Consider the following 13,675-nt stretch of genomic DNA (forward strand, 5'->3'; position numbering starts at 1 on the left):
ATGCTCTCTATAATTGTTGCAGCCTCAGAAAATAACGTAATAGGTATACATAATCATCTGCCCTGGCATCTGCCGGTAGATATGAGATATTTCAAATCTACTACCATTGGTAAACCAATCGTAATGGGTCGTAAATCATTCGATGAACTGGGACGTGTACTACCGGGCAGACCAAATATCGTGATCACCCGTCAGAAAGATTTTCATAGTGAAGGATTGATAGTGGTATCTTCTTTAGAGGCAGGTATTGAAAAAGCAAAGACGTTTGGTACAGAGGAGATCTTCGTTACCGGTGGTGGTGAAATATTCAAACTGGCATTAGATATAGTAGACAGAGTATACATCACCCGTGTACATGCAACCGTACATGGAGATACTTATTTCCCGGAGTTCAAACCCGAAGAAAAACCGGAAGAATGGAAGCTGATTAAAAATGAGCGTCATGAAAAGGATGAAAAGCACGAGTATGCTTTAACCTTCCAGGTATGGGAAAGGATTACCGGAAAATAACGGTACCCAATCCATGTGTAAGTTCTGTTTCCAGTTGTTTCAGGTGTTTATGCATCTCTATACATCTCACCTGCTCTTCATAAACAGCAGATCTTTCCATTTCCTGCTGATTCTCCGTCATCATCTTTCTTATCTTCCGCAGTATGAGGTAGTTGGTGGTGGAGATAGTATCCTGTAAATAAGCATTATCTCCAAATATAGTATCAATCTCGTAACGGTCTTTCCAGTTAGAACTTAACTCTGCCTCTTTATCTTCCATCAGATGCACAACAACCGCCGCTATTTCAGGATCTGAATGATAGAGGAACCACTTCTTATCCGGCAGGTTATCATCATCATACATCTTCTTGTATTCCCTTAAAATCCTTTTCACGATCTCACTGTCTGTAAGAGATTCAAAGTCGTAGGGCAGATGAAAAATATAATCCGCAACAGTATTTTTATCTTCTTCACTGAAAGGACGATCTCCAAAACGTAATAAGATCTTTACCAGCTCTTTCTCCTGTTTCTCATCCGGATTAAAGAAGTTAACAGGCCCACTATCAACGCCTTCCATGGCTTCCATAGCGGCAATTGCTTCCGGCGACAAATCATCATCAGGTGCAGGGGAATTTGCATGGTCCCTGGCCTGTTGTTTTTCATTCTTCTGAAAACGCTCCCGGATGAATTTATTCACCAGGTTGATCAGCCCCTGTTCATCTATCTTCAATACCTGGCTGCACTGGCGTATATAATCCTGTTGCCGGGTAAAGTCTTCCGTTTTATCGATCTTGGAAATAGTTTCCGCAATCTCATTTACAAGTTGCGACTTACGGGTTGTATCATTACCCGCATCCTGTAAGGTAATCTGTAGCTTAAACAGGATAAAGTCCTGCTTGTTGGCTGCTATAAATTCCCGGAAGGCCTGAGCTCCAATCTTTTGCACATAGCTGTCCGGGTCTTCCTTATCGGGGATCAGTACCAGCTTTACATTCAACCCTTCCTCAATAGCCATGTCCAGCCCGCGTAATGCAGCTTTCACACCGGCATTATCACCATCAAATAAGATAGTGAGGTTGTTCGTATATTTCTTTATCAGGCGAAGCTGATGCTGGGTAAGAGAAGTACCACTGGACGCCACCACATTCTCTATCCCTGCCTGGTGCAGGGAGATTACGTCCGTATATCCTTCTACCAGCAGACACTCATTCAGTTTGTCAATGGCATGACGCGCAAAGTAAGTACCATACAGTACCCTGTTCTTTACATAAATTTCATTTTCAGGAGAGTTGATATACTTGGGTGCACGATCATTCTTTACAAGAATACGAGCACCAAACCCCAGTACTTTACCGCTCTGATTATGAATAGGGAAGATCACCCTGCCCCGGTAGTTATCTCCGGGTTGTTCATTGCGGACGGTTACCAGTCCTGTCTTCTGTAAATAATCAAGGTTATATCCTTTGGCCAGGGCAGCTTTAGTAAAAGCATCCCAAACGTTCATGCTGTATCCCAGCTGGAACTTACGAATGGTTTCCTGGGTAAATCCCCTCTCTTCAAAATAACTAAGCCCTACATTCTGTCCTTCTTCGGTATTCAGCAGGGTATCCGCAAAATATTCCCGGGCAAAGTTGTTGATAATATACAGACTGTCAGCTAGTTGTTGCTGTTGCTTAACTTCTGCGCTTACCTCTGTCTCCTCTACTGTAACATCGTATTTCTGTGCCAGCCAGCGAAGCGCTTCCACATAGGAATACTTCTCATGTTCCATGAGGAATTTGATGGCATTGCCGCTAGCGCCGCATCCAAAGCACTTATAAATCTCCTTGCTGGGAGTAACTGTAAAAGAAGGGGATTTCTCGTTGTGAAAAGGGCACAAACCAAGGTAATTGGCGCCTCTTTTCTTCAATTTCACGAAATCGCCTACAATCTCCACAATGTCAATGCGGGCAAGGATCTGCTGTATGGTCTGTTGAGAAATCAATGTTATTCTGCTGGTCTAAATGCAAACTTAGTCAATTTTGAGGGTATAGCAGAGTAGGAGATTCTTTTGATATGAAAACCCATTTATTATACGTTATGATTTAATGTATTATATTTGTCCTTTCTAAGCTATATAAGTAACAATCAGCAACCTACATCCGTTTAATATTAACTAACACACACTACATGAAGAAACTTCTACCTATTTTCTGTACTATCATCTTTTTAGCAAACTTGTCTTATGGGCAACGTTCGCGCTACCCCAAAGAAGGACAATTCCCAAGAACACAAGGGGTACTGTTATCCACAAATGTATTAAGCCTGTTCGATCTGGAAGGTGGTCCTTCCTTAGGACTGGAATACCGGTTTGCATTAAATTGGGCAGTAGCTGTAGATGCTACCGCCATAATGTACACTTTACCTGAAGTATATAGTTCTGATGATGGTAACCACAGTGGTTATCGTATTCAGCCACAGATCAAATATTATTTCGGAGGCCGCCGTCGCAGCTTCAGGGGATATATCAGTTTAATGGCGATGTACAAAGATGTACATTACGACAAAACAACAAGTGGCGGACAATATTACAATGGTACAGAGTATATAACCGTCGATCCGGTACCTTATACCGAACATAAAAAGATAATAGCTGGTTCTTTCAACATTGGTATGCAGAAGTTTTTAGATGAAGAACGCCATATTTTTATTGAACCTTACGCAGGAGTTGGTTTAAGACATAAAGAACGTACCGGCAGACCATATGTTAATGGCGCTTACGATAATGATTACAATGATGATGATGGTGTTTTTGATCTGAAAGATGGTATGTACCCACACCTCAGCTGGGGATTGAAATTCGGCGTCCGTTTCTAAAACCGATTATATAAAAAAGGAAAAGCTGTCTTATTTAAGACAGCTTTTCCTTTTTTATTATTAGCCTGATTTTAAAGATCATATCCCAGTTCTACCGCCCGGTGTTTAAACCACATGAATACAGATACGCTTAACACAAAAGACGCACCAACCACTACCCAATACACTACACGCTGCCGGGGTGACATCTCGTTGGGCTTTAAGCTGGGTGGACGTACTATCAGCAGGTAAAGACCAAACACTACAAAAAAGGGGCCTATGCCCACTCCTTTATAAGAATAGGTTATCTCCAGCTTATTAGCCATAGCCTCCAGTACGCGCCAAATAAAGTAATAGACAAGACCAATGCCAAGAGCAAGGCAGATCGCGCCCATAAGAATGGGTCTGTTAGGGGTTGGTTGAGTATTCATAGTTTTATTTGTTGGTCTACAATATACGGTACCCAATGATATCAAGCAATAGAGGTTATGCTGTTCTTACATTAGAACTTTATTGTAACTACAGAGGGATATTACTCTCTGTTGGAAGAACGATATGCGATATAGATAAAAGAAACCAGTGGCATCAGCTACCGACTTCTTTTATGTGCTAAAAATGGTACCTCCCAAATAAAATACGTTATACCCTATACATCTGGTAATAATACCATCGTACTGTGTCCCAACATAAGTCTAATTCATTAACTTCAAATCACCGTTATGAAAAGGGTTAAAACAAAAAATTAATAATTACACAAACCAAGGCAATGGAAGATTGCCCTGGTTTGTGGATGAAATTCCATTTAGAAACGCCCCACTTATAGATTAACATTCCCCGTGTTCTATGAATCCCGCAAGTCTGAACCGTTATACAATTACTGCAAATACATAGCAGGGTAATCGTATAACTTAAAACCTTACTAACTAGACTTATGGATGAAGCAGATTCCCTCTGTTCTTATACTTATTTTATCATTTCAACTGAGTTTTGCCCAAAACGCTTACACACAAAAACCATTAGTAAATGATACCAGCTATTTGAGCTGGACTACTGTAGAAAATGGCACCATAAGCGCCAACGGCCAGTACGCCTTTTACCGTATAGCAAATGAACCCATAGGTGGCAATACCTGGGTAATCTTATCAACAGATAAGCAATGGGAAGTTCGTTCTACTAAATACAACAACCTCAACTTTAGTCCCGACAGCAAGTACCTCTACGCCATACAGGGCGACAGCCTGGTCAAACTTAAACTGCATAGCACCGAGGTAACGACCATCCCACACTGCAAAGGTTATGAGTTATACAGCTATGCCACCACCAACTGGCTCGTTTATACCTTAGATGCTGCTGCAAGCTCTTTAATAGCGGAGGATTTAAGAACTGGTCTGAAACGAACGTTGAACAACGTACAGGAATATAGTATAAATAGAGACGGAGGAGCTATAGTTTGCAAGATAAAAACAGAAACTCCCGGTATAGAAACCATGCAATGGACAGACCTCAGTACTGGGCGGTCCCTGATCATCTATAAGGGAACACCTAGCAAAAACCTGATTTATAACCCATCTGGTACCCGCATGGCATTTGATACCACTAACGACAAGGGACAAACCGAGATTAGGTGTTACCAAAGAGACTGGAAAGAATCAAAACTGATAGCCAGCGACACAAGCGCTGGGATTGCTGAAAACCTGAAAATCACAACCAACAGAATCTGGCGATTTAGCGCGGATGGGCAAGACCTGTTTTTTAACCTGGCAGCAAAACCGGTAGAACCAGCTCCAAAAAAGACGGGGCCTGATATCTGGAATTACAAGGATTTGTATCTTTTATCTGAATTAAAGAAAAGAGGTAACTACTGGCATGACGATGATAACCTTACCATTTTAAACATCAAAACAAAACAAGTTAAACAAATTCTTTCTGGTAATCAGATACCTTACTTTGGCTTGGAAACAAAAGAAAATACCGATGTTTTTATTGTCCAATCCTCTACGGCATCGTTGGAAGACTTAGTATGGGATAATATGGGACATATTTCTTATTACTTGTGTTTTGCAAAAACTGGGGCGCTAATACCAATTAAGAAAAATTGTACAAGGCCAATATATGTAATGTCGCTTTCCCCTGATAATAATTTTCTACTTTATTTTGATCCTGAATTGTTAAAGTATATAAGCTATGATGTTAAAAAAGGAAAGTCGGAAATGATCAGTCGAAATTTAGAAAAAGAACTGCAGGCAGTGCAATATGTAGTCCGTCCTTCTCCCCAAGCTCCAAATGGAACCTTTGGAATAGTTGGATGGCTCAAAGGCACTAACAAAGTGATTGTACATGGCATGTATGACCTATGGGAACTAGATCTTGAAGATACAACTGCACCCAGGAATATCACAAATGGAATTGGCGATAAAAATCATCTCATATTTGCCAATTTAAATAAAAAAATTTTAGATAAGAATAAACCGTGGATGCTGAAAGCCTTCAACATGTACACAAAAGAAGAGGAGATTTATTCCTTAAACTATAGTAGTGGCAAACTAACATTTTTATTTAAAACAGCCAGTGCATTAGCCAGTAGTCCAACTGATTCCCCTAGAAACCTTAAAAAGGCAGGCCAAACATCTGCCTATTTAATCAAACTGGGGAATTCACAAACCTCACCAAATTTTGTTTACACTACAGACTTTAAAAAACTGGATACCTTATCACATAGCTTTCCAGAAAAGAAATACAACTGGCTTTCCTCTGAGTTGGCTACCTATCATGATCAATTTGGCCGTGAATGTCAAGGCATTGTTTATAAACCTGAAAACTTTGATCCAAAGAAAAAATATCCGGTAATCTTTTACTACTATTTAGAAATGGTTAATGGGTTAAATAAACCCCTTGATATTGAACCAAGCAACATTGGATTAAATGTTCCTGTATTGGTAAGCAATGGTTACATCGTCTGTATGCCCAATATTTATTTGGATGTAAATAAGCCGGGGGAATCTGCCTTAATGAGTGTAAATGCTGCGGCTGATTATTTAAAACAATTTGCCTGGATAGATTCGACCAGGATGGGCATCAAAGGACATAGCCGGGGGGGCTATGAGACAGATTATATCGTAACCCATTCCGCTAGATTTGCTGCGGCTGTATCGGGGGCAGGCATGTCAAACCTGATAGAATATACCAACAGTTTAAACGGGGAATTGGGAGGGCTGAATCACGGCTACGTGAGAGCTACAATGCTCATGAATGCTGGGATAGCTGATAATTCCAGAATTTATAATGATAACTCACCAATGCTAGCGGTAAAAAATATAACTACACCTTTGCTTTTAATGCACAACGATGGAGATCAAACGGTTTCTGTATCACAGAGTATAGAAATGTTTGTACAACTTAGAAGCCAACAAAAACGGGTCTGGCTGTTGCAATACGATGGTGAAAGGCATGTTATCAATAAAACGGAAAACCAGATTGACTATCAAAATAAAGTTAAAGACTTTTTTGATCATTATTTGAAAAATCAGCCCATGGCCAATTGGATGAAAAACTCAATAAAATAAATGTCTGGATTAATAAATATTCCCGATCTCCTATGTTTACTGCCGCACCATGTTGCTATATATCACGATCTTTATCTGTAAGGGACAACCTGAAAACCCTAAAAAAAGAGTAAGGAAATTACTTTATTTAATAAGTATAAAATCATGAAACGTGCAAAAATTTTACTCGCTGCCATCTCAATATTTGCAGTAGTAGGCGGAGCTTATGCTTTTAAAGCTCAAAGGGTAGGAAGTCGTATCTGGATTAGAGTTGCAGGTCAAACCACTTGCGGTTTACAAGTAGATCAACGCTCCATATTGCCAGCGGTTCCAAATCAAGTTCCTCTTAGTACTACCTACGTTACAGATATAGCCGGAATATGTCCAGATAAAATTCCATATTATACAGCTCCTTGATTTATAAAAGAGCCGGAATTATCCGGCTTTTTATAATATATCATATCTGGAGATTTGTATGCTCAATCGTTTGGAAAGTGGAGTGAATTTATAGACCAGCATTAGGCCGTCTTTATGATTCTTTTTGCATAGTTGTACAAAAAAGCCCAATAACGCGCATATATTTCTTCAAAAGCAGGTCTATTGGACTGATTAAATAACTCTACAAGCTCTAGGTCTGTTTAGACTTTGAGATACATTCATCATGACAAATTTATTCGGTTTAGGCGGCTATTTAAAGGTATCATACAAAGCTGAGGCTTAGGGAAGGGGCCTTAATACTGCTTGGTGATGCCTGGCAAGGTAAACATGTAGAGACGTATGTATATCTTTCAAGGAAGAGATTGGCGTTAAATGTATGGACAATATTTACTGTGGTATAACTTAATCATCTGTCATCTTCTGTACTGGTCTATAAATTAAGAAAGTGGGCGTTAGAAGTTAAAGGTAATATCTGTTAAGTATATTCCCCCGTTCTGTGAGTTCTGCAAGTCTGAACCGTTATATGATTACTGCGAATACATAGCAGGGTAATCGTATAACTTAAAACCTTACTAACTAGACTTACGAATGAAGCAGGTTCTCTCTTTTCTTACTCTTATTTTATCATTTCAATTGGGCTATGCCCAAACAGTACGTACACAAAAACCACTAGTAAACGACACCAGTTATTTGAGCTGGACTACGGTAGACAATGGCACCATTAGCGCCGATGGGCAATATGCCTATTACCGGATAGACAATGAACCGCAGGGCGGCAATACATGGGTGATTACAGCAACTAATAAATCCTGGGAATACCGCTCCGCCAGATTCAAAAATTTAAAATTTAGCCACGATAGTAAGTACCTGTTTGCCATGCAGGGTGACAGCCTGATTAAACTTAAACTGCAAAGCACTGAGGTGACTACCGTGCCTCATTGCAAAGGTTATGAGCTATACAGCTATGCCACCAAGAACTGGCTCATTTATACTTTGAATGATGCAGCAAGTTTATTAATTGCTGAGGATTTAAGAACCGGGCTAAAACTGACGTTGAACAACGTACAGGAATATAGCCTCAATAAGAACGGAGCGGTTATAGTCTCAAAAATAAGAACAGAAAAATTAGGTACGGAAACCATACAATGGACAGATATTAATGTAGCCCAGTCACAGATCATTTATCAAGGAGTACCGAGTAAAAACCTAATTTTTGATGTATCTGGTAACCGCATGGCATTTGATACGGCTAAAGAGAAGGGACAAACTGAGATTTGGTATTATCAAAGAGGTTGGAAAACATCAGCATTGATAGCCAGTGATACAAGCGTTGGCATTACTGAAAATTTGAAGATCACAACTAACCAAACCTGGCGATTTAGTGAAGATGGGCAAGACCTGTTTTTTAACCTAGAGGCAAAATTGGCTGAATCTGGACAAAAAAAGACCGGTCCGGTTATCTGGAATTATAAGGATTTGTACCTTTTATCTGAATTAAAGAAAAGAGGCAACTACTGGCACGATTATGATAATCTAACCAAATTAAACATTCTAACAAAGCAAGTCAAACAAATTCTTTCTGGTGATCAGCACCCATATGTCGGTTCATTAGAAAGAGACAATAGCGATATTTTTATTGTTCAATCATCAACAACTTCAACAGAAGATATACTATGGAACCATAGGGGTCATGTTTCTTATTATTTGTGCATTTCAAAGACAGGACAATTAATAGCGATTAAAGAAAATTGCACCAAGCCAATAAATGTAATTTCACTCTCACCGGATAATAATTTTCTACTTTATTTTGACCCAGAACTTTTAAAATATGTAAGCTATGATGTTAAAAAAGGGGAATCACAAATTATTAGTGAAATTTTAGATAAAGAACTGCATACTTTGCAACTTGCAGCCCGTCCATCACCTGAAAGACCAGAGGGAACCTTTGGTGTGGTTGGATGGATTAAAGGAACAAATAAAGTGATTGTACACGGGATGTATGATCTTTGGGAACTTGAGCTTGAAAATAAAATACCTCCTAGAAATATCACCAATGGGATCGGCGAAAAAAATCAAATTATTTTTGCCGGTTTAAATAAAAAAGTACTGGATAAAAGCGGTTCTTGGTTACTGAGAGCTTTCAACGTTCGCACAAAGGAAGAAGAAATTTATTCCTTCAATTATAACAGCCGCAAACTGGCGTTGTTGTTTAAAACCAGCAGTGCATTAGCCTCTGGTCTAATTGATCCTCCAAGAAACGTTAAAAAGGCAGATGAGGCGACTGCCTTTTTAATCAAGCTCGGAAATGCACAATCCTCTCCAAATTTTGTGTACACCACCGATTTTAAAAAACTGGATACCTTATCTCATAGCTTCCCTGAAAAAAAATATAACTGGCTCTCTGCAGAACTGGCGACCTACCCCGACCAATTAGGTCGTGAATGCCAGGGCATTATTTATAAGCCTGAGAACTTTGATCCAAAGAAAAAATACCCGGTAATCTTTTATTACTACTTAGAAATGGCTAATGGGTTAAATAAATCCCTTGATATAGAGCCAAGCAATCTTGGATTGAATGTTCCAGTATTGGTAAGTAACGGTTACATTGTCTTTATGCCCAATATTTATCTGGACGTCAATAAGCCAGGTGAATCTGCATTAATGAGTGTTAATGCCGCCGCAGATTATTTAAAGCAATTTGCTTGGATAGATTCCACCAGGATGGGTATTAAGGGACATAGCCGTGGGGGTTATGAGACAGACTACATCGTAACCCATTCCAGTAGATTTGCAGCAGCTGTATCGGGAGCAGGTATCTCAAACCTGGTGGAGTATACCAACAGCTTGAATGGGGATTATGGGGGATTAAACCATGCTTATGTAAGAAGCCAAATGTTAATGAACGCAGGGCTAGAAGACATTCCGAATATTTACAATGATAATTCACCAATTCAAGCTGTAAAAAATTTTTCTACCCCTTTATTATTGATGCATAACGAGGGAGATCAAACTGTTTCTGTATCGCATAGCATAGAGCTATTTGTACAGCTCCGAAGCCAGCAAAAACCGGTCTGGCTATTACAATATGAGGGTGAAGACCATACAATAAGAAAAACGGAACATCAAATCGACTATCAGGATAAAGTCAAAGAGTTCTTTGACCATTATCTGAAAGATCAGCCTATTCCTCAATGGATGGATAGTCCCATAAAGTAATTTCATAATATGGGTCCGAGTTTCTCGGCCCCCATATTATGAAAGACCTGTATAATAACCAATCCTGACTGGACAGTCCCCAGCGATATCAGTAACAAAGTCATTACTAATGGAAAGCTGACCTAGAACGAATGTTGTTGTGGTAAACCCATCTCGCAATACACCACAAGTGGTTGTAAGTGCTGCTCTCGTGAATACATGAAATCCGTGTCTCTGCATCTTATTAAATGCATAAGTGCCGCCAACCAGAGAAAATACGGCAATTATCAACAATAACAGTTTGGCTTTTCTCATCTTACTCAGATTTTAGTTTAATAATCTAATAAAGGTCTGTTATGTTACTTACTATGGGGCCACAGTGGTGGGGACTGCACATCTATAGCGTCAATGGTGTTGATCAATATATGTATCTATCAAAAGATTACCACAGGTCATGAAATGAAATTCTTATTGTTTCCGATCCGGTATAAATATCAATGAACAAGATACTCTGAACAAACTCAAGCGTAGCATTCATTTCTTCTTTAGCCACATGAAAATCCTTGAGCCCGTAAATACTTGTACATCTTCTCTTATGCTAATAGCAATAATACCTGTCCATTGAGGTCTAATGTAAGCACTGCACCATAACTTCAGTTTTTGTTGCTTCTAATTTTTTTGAATTACTTATTTTAACAGAAATGAATCAAGGGGCAATCTCCATTGTCCCTTTTTTATGCGCATCATCAAGGGGGTACTTAATTTTCTATCGCGATCTCCAAAGTAATATTCTCCATCTCCTATATAACACTTCATTGTGTTTTATGATCTTTACATTGTAGGACGATGGTAAATAGTTAATCCAATTTCACAAGTAAAAAAGTCCTACCCTAAAACCATATTAAAGAAGTATATACATATGCTTACACAACTTGAACCCCGTAATGATCAGCATGTATAAATTATTAAATTTTTCTTTTTTTGTAACATGGCAGAAACTTGCAAATGCCTGCACGATATGGAAACTCACAAATCAGTATCTCAGGGGGGGGCCTGCCTTTGGTAGGATCATCGGCACACTGCTGAAATACCTAACATTAATAATCCTTTTATTCGCGCGAACTAAAGCAGGGAGTACCCGAAAACCCTTAGAAAAGAGTAGGGAAAAATCTCATGTTAATTCACAAAAATTAATTTATGAAACGTGCAAAATTAATGCTTGCAGCTATAGCTGTGATAGCAGTAGCTGGTGGAGTTTACGCTTCCAAAGTAAGAACAGGAACCCATGTATTCACAAGGGAAGCGGGTACAACCACTTGTGGTGTATTGGTTGATAAATTGTCAACAACAACAGTGGTTCTAAACCAGCCTACTACTGCTTTTACTTATGCTACTGATATCGCTGGGGACTGCCCAATTAAGATTAATCTTTATACTGCTCCTTGATTTATAAAAAAGCCGGATAACTTCCGGCTTTTTTACCTATCATGTCAATATCTTTAGGCAATTTAATTTGACGAAATATTGATGATGCGATTTTAGTGATTTTTTTTAATTCCTTGAAAAATATGAAGAATCAAAAATATCTAGTTTAAAGGGAATTTCTTTAATATCCATGTGTGTCTCTTTAAGTAAGGTAACTGCTTCCAAATGTACCCTTTGCTGAATCAACTCATATAAAATCTTTTTCATTTCCCGCTTTAATATTCTGTTAATTGTTCCTTTCGGTGAATTCAAGTCTGTCGGCATAATACTTGGGCGATTTTACACTCTTGAAATCTGCTTCTAAAGGCTCATTTAGCTGTATTAATAATCCCTGTTCTGGTGAAATAAAACCTTTTTTATACCGTTCATGACTTATTATTCAACAATTGGTACAGAAAGATTGCCTTGCATCTTTTCTATTGTTTCCCGAAAGACTTTCACAGAATTTGAATCTTTTCGTTTTTCGGCTATGGAAAGTGCGCGATTTTCTACAGCAAGGGCTTCTTCCTTTTTCCCCAACTTATACAGGACATTGGCATAAGTATCAAGTTTAGCATCATCATTTTGATTATTCCCTATAGCCAGATGCATGTAATCAAGAGCTTTGTTTAAATAAACCGGATTATCTGAATATTTTAAAATTGTAAAATAGACTAGGTTATTAAGCCCTGCCCTTCCAAGCCAAGATGTATCTACGCCATTTATTTCTTGTTTCTCAATTGAGTATTTCACAAAATTATCCCAATCTGCTTTATTACGGTACCATTCTGTCTTATAACCAATTAATAATCTTTGAGCACCTTTTGTTCCGTACTCCTTCGATAACTTTTTATCCCAGACCTCCCAGTTTACAACTTCATCAGTAATTTTATTATTCTTGTATAAAATGGGATTGATTTCATCTTTGCCAATGATAAAATCTGTCATTTGCAATGAAAATCCTTTTTTCCCAAGTAGTGAATCAGCTCTAAGTGGATGCGAAATCATAAATCTGGTAATAGGATCGCTTACTGATAGTAATATACAAAAGGAAGCCAAATAATCCAGCAATTCAGGGTTAAGCAATTTAGCCGGTTCTATGTGGTCAATCACGGTTTTCTTAAACTTACCAGCTATTTGAACCGCAAGGCTATCATCATGATATTTTTTTGCTTGCATGGCTAAACAAAGCAAGTCGTCTCCCCTCAGCATTCCTTTTTTAAACTTATCTACTTTTACTGAGTAGTTTTCTAAAGGATCGTTAGCAGTTTTTAAAAAAGCAAGAAAGGCTTCCGCATGTTGATAGCCCTGCCCCCTGTAAACTTGTTTCCCCGCAGCATCTAAAAACAAAAAAGCGGGCATTGCCTCAATCTGGTATTTTTTTTGAATTTTCGTAGCATCTGCATACCATCCTTTTATGTGATCGAGGTCATTTTTTGCCTGATCCATCTGCACTTTTATTGCAATGAAATTAGCATTAACATATTCTGCAACTTTCGGATTGGTGTAAACTTCTTTATCCATCATTTTGCAGGGGCCACACCAGGTTGCGTAAGCATCAACAAAGATGGTTTTATTTTCAGCCTTGGCTTTAGCCAATACCTGCTGCCAGTTTTCAAAAGTCTGGAAGTTGATTTCTTTATTTTGTGCCTTCGTCCAAAGTGGGAGAAGGCAGCACATTAACATGACAATGTTTCTCATAATTCAGGTTT

General features: G+C 38.7%; 10 protein-coding genes. 6 read left to right on the top strand and 4 right to left on the bottom strand.

Going from position 1 to position 13,675, the window contains the following annotated elements:
* Entirely contained in the window at nt 1–510 is a 510-nt protein-coding gene (locus tag BMW86_RS18185; protein ID WP_089783135.1) for a dihydrofolate reductase, read from the top strand.
* Here BMW86_RS18185 and dnaG read toward each other — a convergent pair.
* Nucleotides 497–2,473, bottom strand: coding sequence for a DNA primase (gene dnaG / locus BMW86_RS18190; RefSeq protein WP_089783136.1), 1,977 nt, complete (start codon nt 2,471–2,473; stop codon nt 497–499). The two genes, BMW86_RS18185 and dnaG, sit on opposite strands and share 14 nt — an antisense overlap.
* Nucleotides 2,474–2,658: 185 nt before the next feature.
* On the opposite strand from dnaG, the gene BMW86_RS18195 reads away from it, so the two are divergent.
* Complete coding sequence (locus tag BMW86_RS18195) at nt 2,659–3,345, top strand: DUF3575 domain-containing protein (RefSeq protein ID WP_089783137.1); 687 nt, start codon at nt 2,659–2,661, stop codon at nt 3,343–3,345.
* Nucleotides 3,346–3,416: 71 nt separating this feature from the next.
* Here the strand turns inward: BMW86_RS18195 and BMW86_RS18200 are convergent, their stop codons facing one another.
* On the bottom strand, nt 3,417–3,755 hold the full coding sequence (locus BMW86_RS18200; RefSeq protein ID WP_143056612.1) for a hypothetical protein: 339 nt from the start codon (nt 3,753–3,755) through the stop codon (nt 3,417–3,419).
* Nucleotides 3,756–4,259: 504 nt separating this feature from the next.
* Between BMW86_RS18200 and BMW86_RS18205 the strand changes: the two genes are divergently transcribed.
* From BMW86_RS18205 to BMW86_RS18215, 3 genes are all read left to right on the top strand, one after another.
* Nucleotides 4,260–6,887: an alpha/beta hydrolase family protein gene (locus BMW86_RS18205; protein ID WP_089783139.1), complete on the top strand. Its 2,628-nt coding sequence runs from the start codon at nt 4,260–4,262 to the stop codon at nt 6,885–6,887.
* A gap of 144 nt (nt 6,888–7,031) precedes the next feature.
* The gene (locus tag BMW86_RS18210; RefSeq protein ID WP_089783140.1) at nt 7,032–7,283 is read left to right on the top strand and encodes a hypothetical protein; all 252 of its coding nucleotides are present in this window, start codon (nt 7,032–7,034) and stop codon (nt 7,281–7,283) included.
* Between the two features lie 609 nt (nt 7,284–7,892).
* Nucleotides 7,893–10,520, top strand: coding sequence for an alpha/beta hydrolase family protein (locus BMW86_RS18215; protein ID WP_089783141.1), 2,628 nt, complete (start codon nt 7,893–7,895; stop codon nt 10,518–10,520).
* Nucleotides 10,521–10,556: 36 nt separating this feature from the next.
* On the opposite strand, the gene BMW86_RS18220 is transcribed toward BMW86_RS18215, so the two are convergent.
* A complete protein-coding gene (locus BMW86_RS18220; RefSeq protein WP_089783142.1) occupies nt 10,557–10,814 on the bottom strand; it encodes a hypothetical protein in 258 nt (85 codons plus the stop codon).
* An 882-nt stretch (nt 10,815–11,696) separates the two neighbouring features.
* Between BMW86_RS18220 and BMW86_RS18225 the strand changes: the two genes are divergently transcribed.
* Entirely contained in the window at nt 11,697–11,945 is a 249-nt protein-coding gene (locus tag BMW86_RS18225; RefSeq protein ID WP_089783143.1) for a hypothetical protein, read from the top strand.
* A 414-nt stretch (nt 11,946–12,359) separates the two neighbouring features.
* On the opposite strand, the gene BMW86_RS18235 is transcribed toward BMW86_RS18225, so the two are convergent.
* A complete protein-coding gene (locus tag BMW86_RS18235) occupies nt 12,360–13,664 on the bottom strand; it encodes a tetratricopeptide repeat protein (RefSeq protein WP_089783145.1) in 1,305 nt (434 codons plus the stop codon).
* Nucleotides 13,665–13,675: the final 11 nt, after the last annotated feature.

This window comes from Chitinophaga sp. YR573 (genome assembly GCF_900110995.1).
GTDB lineage: Bacteria > Bacteroidota > Bacteroidia > Chitinophagales > Chitinophagaceae > Chitinophaga.